We start from the raw sequence: 14200 nt of genomic DNA, 5'->3' as shown, positions 1-14200 counted from the left end.
CGCGAAGGCGTCATGTCAGTCAATACAGATGCTGCCTGACACACCGCCTTCGCGAGCAAGCCCGCTCCCACAGGGGATTTGCGGTGTTCTCAATAATCGAAGAACACCGTCTCGGCGTCGGTGCCTTGCAGGATCACATTCCACTGGTACACACCGCACGCATCCTGCTTCGCCAGCAAGGTGCCGCGACGTTCAGCCGGCACACATTCCAGCAGCGGATCCGCCACGTTGGCCGGTTCGCCGTCAAAGTAAATCCGCGTCAGCAAGTGCTTCACCAACCCGCGAGCAAACACCAGCACAACCAAGTGTGGCGCCTGAGTCGTACCGTTCAAGCCTTCCACCGTGCCGGGCTTGATCGTGGTGAACCGAAAGCGCCCTTCGGCATCCACCGGCACCCGGCCAAACCCTTCGAAGTTCGGGTCCAGGGGTTTGTCCTGATCGTCTTCAGGGTGGTCGTACTTGCCGGCGGCGTTGGCCTGCCAGACTTCCAGCATCGCGTCGTTGACGATGTCGCCGTTGCCATCGATGACTTGCCCGGTGATCGCCACGCGCTCGCCGAGGGTTTGTTCGACGGTCAGGTCTTCGCGGTTCAGCCAGGTCAAACCGATGTGGTAATACGGCCCGACGGTGTGGGATGTGGTCGCGTTCAGCGTCATCTTATTTCTCCATCGGCGTGGCTTCGCGGCCGCGCAAGACGATGTCCCAGCGATAACCGAGGGCATAGGAAGGAATGGTTTTTTCCAGGTCGAAACTGGCGATCAAACGTTCTTTGGCGCTGGTGTCCGGTACGCAGTTGTAGATCGGGTCATACGCCAGCAGCGGATCGCCCGGGAAATACATCTGCGTGACCAGGCGCGTCAGAATACTCGGCCCGAACAGTGAGAAATGGATGTGCGCCGGGCGCCATGCGTTGTGGTGGTTGCCCCACGGATAGGCGCCGGGTTTGATGGTCTGGAATTGGTACCAGCCATCGGCGTCGGTCACGGTGCGGCCAGTGCCGGTGAAATTCGGGTCAAGCGGTGCATCGTGCAGGTCGCGATCATGGTTGTAGCGACCGGCAGCGTTGGCCTGCCAGATCTCCACCAGAATCCCCGGCACCGGCAAACCGTCTTCATCCAGCACGCGGCCGTGAATGATGATGCGCTCGCCCAGTGGCTCGCCCTTGTGCTGGGCAGTCAGGTCGTTGTCCTGCGCTTGAATGCGCTCGGCACCGATGGTCGGACCGGTAATTTCCGACAGCGAATGGGGCAAAAACACCAACGGCTTGGACGGCGAGCGACGATTGGTGGATTGATAGGCCGGGTGCAGGTAATCCGGCTGGGTGCCCTCTTGCGGGCGGCGGTAACCAGGCTTGTCAGTCATGGAGCAGTTCCTCAGTTCTTATTAGTTACGCCGCGTGTCAGACCCGTTCGATCGCCAAAGCCAGACCTTGGCCAACGCCGACGCACATGGTCGCCAGACCTTTCTTGCCACCGGTCTTTTCCAGCTGATGCAGCGCGGTCAGTACCAGGCGGGCGCCGCTCATGCCCAACGGATGGCCCAAGGCAATGGCGCCACCGTTCGGATTGACCTGGGGCGCGTCGTCCGCCAGCCCCAGTTCACGCAGCACGGCCAAGCCTTGGCTGGCGAACGCTTCGTTGAGTTCGATCACGTCGAAATCGCTGACAGCCAGGCCGAGACGTTCGGTCAATTTGCGCACCGCCGGCACCGGGCCAATACCCATCACCCGGGGTGCGACACCGGCGCTCGACATGCCCAGCACTTTGGCGCGGGCGGTCAAGCCGTGCTTTTTCACGGCATCGGCCGAGGCCAGAATCAACGCCGCGGCACCGTCGTTCACCCCGGAAGCATTGCCGGCGGTGACGGTTTTGTCAGGACCGTTGACCGGTTTGAGTTTGGCCAGGGTTTCCAGGGTGGTGTCGGCGCGAGGATGCTCATCCTGGCTGACGACACTTTCCCCTTTCTTGTGGGCAATCCGCACTTCAACGATTTCTTCGGCGAAAAATCCTGAGGCTTGCGCGGCGGCTGTCCGCTGCTGACTGCGCAGTGCGAAAGCATCCTGATCCTCGCGGGAAATTTCGTAATCGTCAGCCACGTTGTCGGCGGTCTGCGGCATCGCATCCACGCCGTATTGGGCTTTCATCAACGGGTTGATGAAACGCCAGCCGATGGTGGTGTCTTCCAGCTTCATGTTGCGCGAGAACGCCGCATCGGCCTTGCCCATCACGAACGGGGCGCGGGACATCGACTCGACGCCGCCAGCAATTGCCAGCTCCATCTCGCCACTGGCGATGGCGCGGAAGGCAGTGCCGATGGCATCCATACCCGAGGCGCAGAGGCGATTGAGGGTCACGCCCGGAATGGTTTCCGGCAGGCCCGCCAGCAACAACGCCATGCGTGCCACGTTGCGGTTGTCTTCGCCGGCCTGGTTGGCGCAACCGAGGAACACCTCGTCCACTGCGTTCCAGTCCACCGACGGGTTGCGCTCCATCAATGCCTTGATCGGCACGGCGGCCAGGTCGTCGGCGCGAACCGCCGACAGGCCACCGCCGAAACGGCCGATGGGGGTGCGAATCGCGTCGCAGATATAAACGTCACGCATCATGCTTCTCCCGGTGCTTGGCCGTGGGCCGCGGCAGTGCGGGCTTCCAGATCACGCAGCGCCTTCAGTTCGACTTCGGTCGGCTCGGCGGTGTTTTCAACGTGCTCAGCGAAGCGAATTGCCCAACCGGTAGCCGCGGTCACTTGCTCGCGGGTCACGCCCGGGTGCAGCGCGGTGACCACGAATTCATGGGTGCCGGCTTCCGGTTCCATGATGCACAGGTCGGTAATGATGCCGACCGGACCGGCGCCCGGCAGGCCGAGACGCTTGCGCGAATCACCGCCCTCGCCATGGCCGACCGAGGTAATGAAGTCGAGTTTGTCGACAAAGGAGCGCGCCGACTGCTTGAGGATGATCAGCACACTTTTCGCCGAGCCAGCGATCTCCGGCGCGCCACCGGCACCCGGCAGGCGGACTTTCGGCTGATGGTAATCGCCGACCACGGTGGTGTTGATGTTGCCGAAGCGGTCGACTTGTGCGGCGCCGAGGAAACCGACGTCAATGCGCCCGCCCTGCAACCAATAGCGAAAAATCTCACCGGTCGGGACGACGGTGTCAGCGGTTTCCGCCAGCTCACCGTCACCGATCGACAGCGGCAGTACGCTCGGCTTGGCACCGATCGGACCCGATTCGTAGATAAGGACTACATCCGGCGAGGAAGTCAGACGCGCCAGGTTGGCGGCTTTCGACGGCAGGCCGATGCCGACGAAACACACCGAACCGTTTTTCAGACGGCGGGCAGCGGCGACAGTCATCATTTCATTGGTGGTGTAAGTCATTACTTGGCCTCCGAAGCAGCGGCCAGTTTGGCCTGGAACTCGCTGAAGTCAGCGCAGCCGTGGATGTACTCGTTGATCCACGCGGTGAAGGTGTCACGGTCGCGGGCAATCGGGTCCCAAGCCTGGTAGAAACGGTTATCGCGCTCGTTGTAGCCGTGCGCGTAGGACGGATGCGCGCCGCCAGGGACGTGGCAGACCGCGCTCAAGGCCCAAGTCGGCAGCACACAGGAGTTCATCGGAGCATTGAGGTCATCGACGATTTCTTCGACGGTAACGATGCAGCGCTTGGCGGCCAGTGCCGCTTCTTTCTGCACGCCGAGAATGCCCCACAGCAACACGTTGCCTTTGCGGTCAGCCTTCTGCGCGTGAATCACGGTGATGTCCGGGCGCACTGAAGGCACGGCCGCCAATACTTCACCGGTGAATGGGCAGGTAACGGTTTTGATCAGCGGGTTGACCTTCGGCAGGTCGGAGCCGGCGTAGGCACGCAGCACCGCGAACGGTAGGCCGGAAGCGCCAGCGACGTAGGCATTGGCCAGGTCGGCGTGGCTGTGTTCTTCGATTTCCAACGCGTGGGGCCACTGCTTCTCGACGGCGTCACGCAGGCGATGCAGCGAACCGACGCCCGGGTTTCCGCCCCAGGAGAAAATCAGCTTGCGAGCACAACCGGCGCCGATCAACTGGTCGTAGATCAGGTCAGGCGTCATCCGCACCAGGGTCAGGTCTTTCTTGCCCTGACGAATGATTTCGTGACCCGCCGCCGTAGGGATCAGGTGAGTGAAGCCTTCGAGCGCGACGGTATCGCCGTCGTTAACGAATTGCTTCACCGCGTCGTGCAGCGAAAGGATTTCAGCCATGGGGCAGGCTCCCGTTTTGTTATGAACCGACAGTGGAAGAAAAAGGCGCGATGCGCAGCGCCGGAATGACTGAAGAGTAAGCCCCTGAAAAACGCCAAACAATCCGATAATCGACTGAGTGTTCGTTTATCGAACACATTGTTGCCTACCTATCGATCCTTAAAAGCATCGCGAGCAGGCTCACTCCCACAGTTGACCGCGTTCCCCTGTGGGAGCGAGCCTGCTCGCGATGAGGGTCGCAGGCTCAACGAAAAATCAGAAGCCTGTCCTCAAGTCGCATCCGCATGGCTGACCATGCCCTTGATCACCACCGCCGTGGTCGCCAATGCCGCTGGAATCACCAGCGCTGTCAGCACTTGTTCAAAGTTCCAGCCCAGCCCCAGCAGCGTTGCGCCCATCCATGCGCCGAGAATCGCGCCAAAGCGGCCAATCCCGAGCATCCACGACACCCCGGTCGCCCGCCCCTGCGTCGGATAAAACCGCGCCGCCAGAGAAGGCATCGCCGATTGCGCGCCGTTGACGCACATCCCGGCCACGAGCACCAACGTCGCCAATAGCGTGATGTTGCCCAGGCTCTGCCCTACCGCGTAGGCAAACACCCCGGCGAATAGATAGAAAATGCCGATAACCTTGTGCGGATTGAACCGGTCCATCGCCCAGCCCACGCCCACCGCGCTCAACACCCCGCCAAACTGGAACAACGCGCCGATGAATGCCGCCTGCTCCATGCTCGCGCCACTGTCACGCATCAGCGTCGGCAGCCAACTGGTCAGCAGATAAACGATCACCAACCCCATGAAATAGGTCAGCCACAGCAACAAAGTGCCGGTGCTGTATGTGCCGGAGAAGATCACCGCGAACACATTGCGGGCCTTCACGGTTTTCTGTTCCGGCACGCTGAAGCTGGAAGCCTGGGCGACGACGGTTGGATCGATGGGCGCCAGGGTCTTGCGCACTTTGTCAGTGCCGCGATTGCGGACGACGAGGTAGCGTGCCGATTCCGGCAGCCAGAACAGCAATACGACGGCGAGGATCAGCGGCAAAATCCCGCCGATCATCAGCAGACTGTGCCAGCCAAAGGCCGGAATCAGTTTGGCGGAAATGAAACCGCCGCCCGCCATGCCGAGGTTGAAGCCGCAGAACATGCTGGTCACCAGCAGGGACTTCTTGCGCTCCGGGGTGTACTCGGACAGCAGCGTCGTGGCGTTCGGCATACCGGCACCAAGGCCCAGGCCGGTGAGGAATCGCAGCACCAGCAACTGATCGACGTTGGTGCTGTAAGCCGAAGCCAGGCTGAACGCGCCGAACAACAGCACCGCGCCCACCAGTACGATTTTTCGCCCGAAGCGGTCAGCCAATGGGCCAGAACCCAGTGCACCGAAGACCATGCCGATCAGCGCCGCGCTCATCACCGGGCCGAGACTGGCGCGGTCGATGCCCCAATCCTGAGACAGGGCGGGCGCGATAAAACCCATGGCCGCCGTGTCGAGGCCATCGAGGAAAACAATCAGGAAACACAGGATCACCACTCGCCATTGGTAGCGCGAAATGGGTTGAGCATTGATGAAGGACTGCACGTCGAGGCAGTTTCCTACAGCAGACTGGGGCTGGTTCATTATTTTTATTCCACGCAAAGAACGCAGTCGAACAGGTGTCAGCCGCGGCTGACGCTGTCACAAGAAAAGGGGTCGGAATCAGACGATGCGGTTCCGGCAGGGGAACCGATGGGAACAGCGACAGTCGGGAAACGTACGCATGGGAGGTGCCTCTTCTCATTATTATTGGGGTCGTCGCCCGGCAATGGAGCGAGAACAGCAGCGCCGGATGACGCTGCCGCGACATTAATGATCCAAGGGAAAGAGCGTCAATTCGATAAACGCGACTCTGTGCGTTTATCGAACAGCTTAGGCGAAGAGTTGCGCGCTGAGGTCGCGACTCGCGCTCAGAAGGCCAGGCAGGAAACGTTGTTCCAGCTCGTTGCGGCTGACTCGGCCGGCGTGGGTACTGACGTTTAGCGCCGCCACCACTTGGCCGGAAGCGTCGTACACCGGAACGGCAATCGAGCGCAGACCTTGTTCCAGTTCCTGATCGACGATGCACCAGCCTTGCTGCCGCACCTCTTGCAGGCATTCGAGCAACGCCTCGGGGGTGTGCAGGGTTCGGCTGGTCTTGGCTTGCAGCTCGGCATGGTCGAGGTACTCGCGCAGTGACGTATCGTCCAGCGCTGCGAGAAGAATCCGCCCCATCGACGTGCAATAGGCGGGCAGACGTCCACCGACCGACAGGTCGACGGAAATCAGTCGCTGGGTGGTGGCCGAACGCGCAATGTACAAGATGTCATCGCCTTCCAGAGTGGCCATGTTGCAAGCTTCATGAAGTTGCTCGCTCATGCGGTCCAGGTAGGGCTGAGCGGAAACCGCCAGCGGCGTCGAGGACACATAGGCATGGCCAAGCGTCAGTACTTTTGGCAACAGCGAATAGGTTCGGCCGTCGGTGGTGGCGTAGCCGAGTTTGATCAGCGTGTGCAGGCAACGTCGCACAGCGGCGCGGGGGATTTCCGTGCGATGACTGATCTGGGCGATGGTGAGGTGACGTTTGCGTTCCTGGAACGCCTGCACCACAGCCAGGCCTCGGGCCAAGGACGTCATGAAATCCGGGTCGCCGGTCAGTGCCTGGATCCGCTTGGCGGGCGAGGCAACGATCGGCGGCGCCACTGAAGCGAAGGAATTGCGCATTTGATCGTTCATAAAAGGTCCTTTTCCCACACGGTTCAGCGGCTATTACAAGCGGCAGCCGGTCCCTCGCACAACCCCGGCCAGCCAACACCGTGCGATTATCGAACCATCGACCGATAATCGCAATCGGACCCGCCGATTCGATTTTATTGAACGGGCTTGCCTGCACCAGTTTTTTACACTGGCTCTGACGCAAACTAGAAGGTTCGATGTAATGTCCTAACTTGTTCGACTTCATGGCGTCAGAAAGGCATCACTGTAACGTCGTGCCGCAGAACCACCTATTAGCCGTATAAAGTTGCGAGTAACAAAACAATCACACATCAAGACCCACTTTTAACTCTTTGGCGATAGTGTTCTTCGAATCGACCGCTATAATGAAATTCAGTGGCGACCGGTTTTTAATTGCCGATTCCGCCGCCCGGTAGCGCGATGTTCCATCGCCGTTACCCGCAGCAAACGCCTGACACTCATTTCATATGCTTCGCCAAGGTGTTCGCTGAAACAGGAAACTGATGCTACGTCAGCTGTTTATCTCTGGTGCCGTGGCCGCCTGCAACATGGAAGTAATTGATCGCAACGCCGTAAAAAATGATGCCTTTACGGGCCTTGTTCCATTCGACGAGCGTGGTCAAATACATTTGATGCAGTCGTTTCACCAGAATTTATCTCAACTCAATCAGGTAGCACTGTGACGAAAGACGAACTGCGCGCGGAACTTGAGCGCCAGGAACAACGTTACAAGGAAGTTTACGGCGGGGAAGTCACCACCTACGCCGCTCAGCCCGAACCGGAACGCAAACCCTGGCGTAAACGCGCCACCGTTCAGGATCAGGCTTTCACTCAAGAATTGCAGAAAATGGAAAAGGAACTCAAAGCCGAAGAGCCATAAGCCCTCGGCCTGAATCCTTTCAAGGGTCTGCGTCTGCGCCCGTTAAAAACGGGATGTATCGATGATGCCTTTCGCGCCCGCTACCAGCGGGCAGCGGCCACCTCACCCACCGGATGAGGTAAATGGCGCATCTCTGGCCCTCTTTTCAGATATTTCACACAAGCGTTAAAACCTCTTGCTCCTACGAGAGAACGCCTTGTGCCTGCGGCCTTTTCAAAGAAATTCAATGACTTACAAAACCCAGTAAAAACCTGGGGCTTGGGCCGTTGCCGAAAATTAATTCGTTGAAGAATGTTACCGATGAGCAGCAAGTGCATTGATTAGCAGTCTTTTCTGGCATAATCGCGCCCCCTTACGACCGGGTCAGAAAACCTTCATGATCGATTTATTCAGCGGACTAGATGCTTGGGTGCTTGTGAGCCTCTTGCTCGCCCTGGCCTTTGTCCTCGCCTTCGAGTTCATCAACGGCTTTCATGACACCGCTAACGCGGTGGCCACTGTTATCTACACCAAAGCCATGCCGCCCCATCTGGCGGTGTTTTTTTCCGGTGTGTTCAACTTCCTTGGCGTGCTGCTGGGCGGTGTCGGCGTGGCGTATGCCATCGTCCACCTGCTGCCGGTAGAGCTGCTGATCAATGTGAACACCGGTCACGGGCTGGCCATGGTGTTCTCGTTGCTCGCCGCTGCTATCACCTGGAACCTGGGCACCTGGTACTTCGGTATCCCGGCTTCCAGCTCCCATACGCTGATCGGGTCGATCCTCGGTGTCGGCCTTGCCAACGCCTTGATCAACGATATTCCGTTGGCTGATGGCGTGAACTGGCAGAAAGCGATCGATATCGGTGCGTCCCTGGTGTTCTCGCCAATGGCCGGTTTCCTCGTTGCCGCTTTGGTCCTCATCGGACTGAAATGGTGGCGTCCGCTGTCGAAGATGCACAAGACACCGGACCAGCGCCGCAAGCTCGATGACAAGAAGCACCCACCGTTCTGGAACCGTCTGGTACTGGTGATCTCGGCCATGGCCGTGAGCTTCGTGCACGGTTCCAACGATGGCCAGAAAGGTATCGGCCTGATCATGCTGGTGCTGATCGGTATCGTGCCGGCGCAGTTCGTACTCGACCTGGGCAGCACAACCTACCAGATCGAACGGACTCGCGACGCGACCCTGCACCTGAGCCAGTTCTACAAGCGCAATGCCGATACGCTGGGTGAATTCCTGGCCTTGGGCAAAAGCGTGGAAGGCGACCTGCCGGAGAAATTCCGTTGCAATCCGCAACAGACCGAACCGACCATCACCGCCCTGCTCGGCACCCTTAAAGGTGTAGCGGACTACCACTCGCTGCCGGCGGAAAGCCGCATCGAAGTGCGTCGCTACCTGCTCTGCCTGGACGACACGGCGAAGAAAGTCAGCAAGCTTCCTGGTCTCGCTGCCCGTGAAAAGGCTGACCTGGACAAGTTACGCAAAGACCTGACCACCACCACCGAATATGCCCCGTTCTGGGTGATTCTGGCGGTCGCTCTGGCACTCGGCCTGGGTACCATGGTTGGCTGGAAGCGTGTGGTTCTGACCATCGGCGAGAAGATCGGCAAGCAAGGCATGACCTACGCTCAAGGCATGTCTGCACAGATCACCACCGCGGGCATGATCGGCCTGGCCAACATCTTCAGCCTGCCGGTTTCCACCACCCACGTCCTGTCCTCGGGCGTGGCCGGCACCATGGTCGCCAATAAAAGCGGCCTCCAGGGTGGCACCGTCAAAACCATCCTGCTGGCCTGGATCCTGACCCTGCCAGCCACAGTGGCCCTGTCGGCCGGCCTGTTCTGGCTGGCGTCGAAGGCACTGGGTAGCTGATACATCGCTGCAACGAAAAAGGCGCGTTCCGTGAGGTTCGCGCCTTTTTATTGCCCACCGGAAACTCAAAACACCACAAAACCTGTAGGAGCCGAGCTTGCTCGCGATAGCGGCCTTACAGGCAAAATGGATGTTGAATGTTATGGCCCCATCGCGAGCAAGCTCGGCTCCTACAATGGGTCGGCGTATTTGGATAGATTTTCAGACGCAAAAAAAAGGGCAACCGAAGTTGCCCAAAATGCCTTGCGTGCTCATTGCTTCCAGAAAGACCTACGGTTTGCGCTTGTGCGAATCTTTCCAGATAAAAAATCCAAACCCTGCAAAAAACAGAACCATGAGGCCGACTGTCAGCACTCCGGCGATCACCACGTTGTCGAAAAACATGACTGGCCTCCTGCGCTTGCCTTGTTGCGATGGAGCTAAGTTAACCAATCAGGCAGGAGAAGAAATTGACCGGGATCAATGTCGCCCGAGACTGGGCGTAAAGGAGGGGAAATAACTGACCTGCATCAATCGATACAGGGTGTTTCAACGCTTTTTCGGTTTGTTCTTCGGCTTTTTCTTCGCTTTACCCAACGGCATGGCGTGCTCGAATGCCTGGCGCACTTCGTTCAGGCGCTTTTCATTAAGGTCATGAACCCGCTTGGCGCGTTCGGCGTTGAGGTCGATCAGCTTGTCGTCTTGGCTCATGGTGCTCAGTGCATCGCTTGGAGTGAAATTCAGTGGCCGCGTGTGCAGGCAAGGATGTGCCAATAATGCGGTCTGATGGCAGCGCTGACCAGCCATGGGTTCAAATCTGGATATCGACCCACAAACCCTGCCGTGGCTGATCTTCCATCAATGGCGCCACGGGCACGGTTTTGTCGGCGTTGAGCTCGTCACCGGGAATCGCCAGGTGTTCTTCAGGATCTTCATCTGCTTCACGGCGGCGCCTTTGCTGCTCCTGCTTGCGGCGCTGTTCCTCGCGCAGCTGAAACGCCGCCTCTTCCGGATCGCGCTGCTGCAGGTCGATGGTGCTTTCGTTGGAGCTTTCCTGCACCGGCACCACGGGCGGAATATCCGGCCGCTGGCGAATCGGATCCTGCTGTGAGGTGATTGGCACGGCACTCAAGGGGAGCATCGGTAGCAGCATAATTATTGGTCTCCTGTCAGCAGGCTGTCGGCTGCGGGGATGCCGACTTGAGCCATCGGTCGCAAACTGTGACCCTTTTGGCACGAATAGGTGCCCCGACCTGCAAGCGCTGCATCATTGGACTAACGTAAGACTGCGAGTTTTTATGAGAGTCCTTTGGCCCTGAAGCCCTCATTCCGTTAAGATAGCCCGCTTTTTCAAGGTGGGAGTCAGGCAGCATGGCGCAGCAGTATCAACCGGGGCAACGCTGGATCAGTGACAGCGAAGCCGAGCTGGGTTTAGGCACCGTTCTGGCACAGGACGGCCGCTTGTTGACCGTGCTCTACCCGGCCACTGGCGAGACTCGCCAGTACGCGCTACGGAATGCGCCCCTCACCCGCGTGCGGTTTTCGCCGGGTGACTCGATCACTCACTTCGAAGGCTGGAAACTGACCGTACAGGAAGTCGACGACATCGACGGCCTGCTGGTTTACCACGGCCTCAACGGGCACAACGAAGTGGTTACCCTGCCGGAAACCCAACTGTCGAACTTCATTCAGTTCCGTCTGGCCAGCGATCGCTTGTTCGCCGGGCAGATCGACCCGCTGGCCTGGTTCTCCCTGCGATACAACACCCTGGAACACACCAGCCGCCAATTGCAGTCCGCGCTTTGGGGCCTCGGTGGCGTGCGTGCGCAACCGATCGCGCACCAGCTGCACATCGCCCGTGAAGTCGCCGACCGCATTGCGCCGCGGGTTCTGCTGGCGGACGAAGTGGGTCTGGGTAAAACCATCGAAGCCGGTCTGGTGATCCATCGCCAACTGCTCTCGGGCCGCGCCAACCGCGTGCTGATCCTGGTTCCGGAGAACCTTCAGCACCAGTGGCTGGTCGAGATGCGCCGCCGCTTCAACCTGCAAGTCGCGCTGTTCGACGAAGAACGCTTTATCGAAAGCGATGCCGCCAACCCGTTCGAAGACACCCAGCTCGCGCTGGTTGCACTCGAGTGGCTGGTGGAAGACGAGAAGGCCCAGGACGCGCTGTTCGCCGCCGGTTGGGACCTGATGGTCGTCGACGAAGCGCACCACTTGGTGTGGCATGAAGACAAGGCCAGCCCGGAATACTCGCTGGTTGAACAACTGGCCGAAGTCATTCCCGGCGTTTTGCTGCTGACCGCAACCCCGGAACAACTGGGTCAGGACAGCCACTTTGCGCGTCTGCGCCTGCTCGATCCGAACCGTTTCCATGACCTGCACGCCTTCCGCGCCGAAAGCGAAAACTATCGCCCGGTGGCCGAAGCCGTCCAGGAGCTGCTGGATAAGGGGCGCCTGTCGCCTGAAGCACACAAGACCATTCACGGTTTCCTCGGCAACGAAGGCGAAGCGCTGCTGACCGCCGTCAACGATGGCGACACCGAAGCCAGCGCCCGTCTGGTCCGCGAACTGCTCGACCGACACGGCACCGGCCGCGTGCTGTTCCGCAACACCCGCGCCGCCGTGCAGGGTTTCCCGGAGCGCAAACTGCATCCGTACCCGCTGCCATGCCCCGACGAATACCTCGAATTGCCATTGGGTGATCACGCCGAGCTGTACCCGGAAGTCAGCTTCCAGGCCCAGCCGGACGCCAACGAAGAAGAACGCTGGTGGAAATTCGACCCGCGCGTCGAGTGGCTGATCGACACGCTGAAGATGCTCAAGCGCACCAAAGTGCTGGTGATCTGCGCCCACGCCGAAACCGCCATGGATCTGGAAGACGCCCTGCGCGTGCGCTCCGGCATCCCGGCCACGGTCTTCCACGAAGGCATGAACATCCTCGAGCGTGACCGCGCCGCCGCCTACTTCGCCGACGAAGAATTTGGCGCACAAGTGCTGATCTGCTCGGAAATCGGTAGTGAAGGTCGTAACTTCCAGTTCTCGCACCACTTGGTGCTGTTCGATCTGCCCTCGCACCCGGACCTGCTGGAGCAGCGTATCGGTCGTCTGGACCGGATCGGCCAGAAGCACATCATCGAACTGCACGTGCCGTACCTGGAAACCAGCCCGCAACAGCGCCTGTTCCAGTGGTACCACGAAGCGCTGAACGCGTTCCTCAACACCTGCCCGACCGGCAACGCCCTGCAGCATCAGTTCGGCCCGCGCCTGCTGCCGCTGCTGGAAAATGCCGACGACGGCGAGTGGCAAGCGCTGATCGACGAAGCCCGCGCCGAGCGCGAACGCATGGAAGCCGAGCTGCATACCGGCCGTGACCGCTTGCTGGAACTCAATTCCGGCGGCGCTGGCGAAGGTGATGCACTGGTCGAGGACATCCTTGAGCAAGACGACCAGTTCGCCCTGCCGATCTACATGGAAACGTTGTTCGACGCCTTCGGCATCGACAGCGAAGACCATTCGGAAAACGCGCTGATCCTCAAGCCGAGCGAAAAAATGCTCGACGCCAGCTTCCCGCTGGGCGACGACGAAGGCGTGACCATCACTTACGACCGCAACCAGGCGCTGTCTCGCGAAGACATGCAGTTCATTACCTGGGAACACCCGATGGTTCAGGGCGGCATGGACCTGGTCTTGTCCGGTTCCATGGGCAACACCGCCGTGGCGCTGATCAAGAACAAGGCGCTGAAGCCCGGCACCGTGTTGCTGGAATTGCTCTACGTCAGCGAAGTGGTTGCCCCGCGCTCGCTGCAACTGGGCCGTTACCTGCCGCCGGCCGCCCTGCGCTGCCTGCTCGATGCCAATGGCAACGACCTGTCGGCCCGTGTGTCGTTCGAAACCCTTAACGATCAGCTGGAAAGCGTGCCGCGTGCCAGCGCCAACAAGTTCATCCAGGCCCAGCGCGATCAGCTGACGCCACGGATCAACGCCGGTGAAGAGAAGATCTTCCCGCGTCACGCCGAGCGCGTGGCTGAGGCGCAGCGTCGCCTGGCCGCCGACACCGACGAAGAATTGGCGCGCCTGACCGCGTTGCAAGCGGTCAACCCGACCGTGCGCGACAGCGAACTGGTTGCCCTGCGCAAGCAACGCGAGCAAGGCCTGGCCATGCTCGACAAGGCTGCGCTGCGGCTGGAAGCGATTCGGGTGTTGGTGGCGGGCTAAATCCCCTGCTCCACCCCGCTATAAAAAGAAGGCCCGCAGCGATGCGGGCCTTTTTTCTGCTTGATTGTTGTGGTGTTGCTGATGGCCTCATCGCGAGCAGGCTCGCTCCCACAGGGGATCTGATGTGGCCACACTATTTTATGAACACCATTAATCACCTGTGGGAGATTCTATGGTTGAGGGAAAGCCCTCAACTGGCTTTTGGCTGATATTCGCTTTGCCCTTTCAGCAAGGCGAATACCACCCGAGCAAGCTTGCGAGCCAGCATCACCAGCGCCTGAGTGGT

14 protein-coding genes and 1 pseudogene are annotated in these 14200 nt (G+C 59.8%); 4 read left to right on the top strand and 11 right to left on the bottom strand.

The annotated features are described in order from the left end of the window. Positions 1–89: 89 nt before the first annotated feature. From pcaG to pcaR, 7 genes are all read right to left on the bottom strand, one after another. Positions 90–656, bottom strand: a complete 567-nt coding sequence (pcaG, locus tag KGB03_RS00315; protein ID WP_223525841.1) for a protocatechuate 3,4-dioxygenase subunit alpha — start codon at positions 654–656, stop codon at positions 90–92. A 1-nt stretch (position 657) separates the two neighbouring features. After that, positions 658–1362, bottom strand: coding sequence for a protocatechuate 3,4-dioxygenase subunit beta (gene pcaH, locus KGB03_RS00310; protein WP_111450926.1), 705 nt, complete (start codon positions 1360–1362; stop codon positions 658–660). 37 nt (positions 1363–1399) lie between these two features. Further along, positions 1400–2605: a 3-oxoadipyl-CoA thiolase gene (gene pcaF, locus KGB03_RS00305; protein WP_223525840.1), complete on the bottom strand. Its 1206-nt coding sequence runs from the start codon at positions 2603–2605 to the stop codon at positions 1400–1402. Continuing rightward, entirely contained in the window at positions 2602–3381 is a 780-nt protein-coding gene (locus tag KGB03_RS00300) for a CoA-transferase subunit beta (protein ID WP_008147324.1), read from the bottom strand. Before KGB03_RS00300 ends, pcaF begins: the two co-directional genes overlap by 4 nt. Further along, positions 3381–4238, bottom strand: coding sequence for a CoA transferase subunit A (locus KGB03_RS00295; protein ID WP_059407998.1), 858 nt, complete (start codon positions 4236–4238; stop codon positions 3381–3383). Before KGB03_RS00295 ends, KGB03_RS00300 begins: the two co-directional genes overlap by 1 nt. 269 nt (positions 4239–4507) lie before the next feature. After that, a complete protein-coding gene (locus KGB03_RS00290; RefSeq protein WP_111450928.1) occupies positions 4508–5854 on the bottom strand; it encodes an MFS transporter in 1347 nt (448 codons plus the stop codon). Positions 5855–6142: 288 nt separating this feature from the next. Then, positions 6143–6985, bottom strand: a complete 843-nt coding sequence (gene pcaR / locus KGB03_RS00285; protein ID WP_008147316.1) for a pca regulon transcriptional regulator PcaR — start codon at positions 6983–6985, stop codon at positions 6143–6145. Positions 6986–7488: 503 nt separating this feature from the next. On the opposite strand from pcaR, the gene KGB03_RS00280 reads away from it, so the two are divergent. The 3 genes from KGB03_RS00280 (at position 7489) to KGB03_RS00270 (ending at position 9717) form a co-directional block, all read left to right on the top strand. Beyond that, entirely contained in the window at positions 7489–7668 is a 180-nt protein-coding gene (locus tag KGB03_RS00280) for a hypothetical protein (protein WP_218536345.1), read from the top strand. Beyond that, positions 7665–7865, top strand: a complete 201-nt coding sequence (locus tag KGB03_RS00275; RefSeq protein WP_007935837.1) for a hypothetical protein — start codon at positions 7665–7667, stop codon at positions 7863–7865. Before KGB03_RS00280 ends, KGB03_RS00275 begins: the two co-directional genes overlap by 4 nt. A gap of 376 nt (positions 7866–8241) precedes the next feature. Then, positions 8242–9717, top strand: a complete 1476-nt coding sequence (locus KGB03_RS00270; RefSeq protein WP_111450929.1) for an inorganic phosphate transporter — start codon at positions 8242–8244, stop codon at positions 9715–9717. A 270-nt stretch (positions 9718–9987) separates the two neighbouring features. Here KGB03_RS00270 and ccoM read toward each other — a convergent pair whose 3' ends face one another. The 3 genes from ccoM to KGB03_RS00255 form a co-directional block, all read right to left on the bottom strand. Next, a complete protein-coding gene (gene ccoM, locus KGB03_RS31155; RefSeq protein ID WP_010462558.1) occupies positions 9988–10101 on the bottom strand; it encodes a cytochrome c oxidase subunit CcoM in 114 nt (37 codons plus the stop codon). 144 nt (positions 10102–10245) lie between these two features. Next, entirely contained in the window at positions 10246–10407 is a 162-nt protein-coding gene (locus KGB03_RS00260) for a hypothetical protein (protein WP_095128014.1), read from the bottom strand. A gap of 100 nt (positions 10408–10507) precedes the next feature. Beyond that, positions 10508–10849: an aspartate-semialdehyde dehydrogenase gene (locus tag KGB03_RS00255; RefSeq protein WP_223525839.1), complete on the bottom strand. Its 342-nt coding sequence runs from the start codon at positions 10847–10849 to the stop codon at positions 10508–10510. A 218-nt stretch (positions 10850–11067) separates the two neighbouring features. Between KGB03_RS00255 and rapA the strand changes: the two genes are divergently transcribed. Next, positions 11068–13914, top strand: a complete 2847-nt coding sequence (rapA, locus tag KGB03_RS00250) for an RNA polymerase-associated protein RapA (protein ID WP_192406524.1) — start codon at positions 11068–11070, stop codon at positions 13912–13914. Between the two features lie 190 nt (positions 13915–14104). Here rapA and KGB03_RS00245 read toward each other — a convergent pair. Further along, positions 14105–14200 (bottom strand): annotated as a pseudogene (locus KGB03_RS00245) (IS110 family transposase); the annotation flags it as partial.

The sequence above is a fragment of the Pseudomonas sp. BF-B-26 genome (assembly GCF_019956495.1).
Taxonomy (GTDB): domain Bacteria; phylum Pseudomonadota; class Gammaproteobacteria; order Pseudomonadales; family Pseudomonadaceae; genus Aquipseudomonas.
The sequence above is the reverse complement of the archived record's forward strand: the minus strand, read 5'-3'. Positions and strand labels throughout refer to the sequence as shown.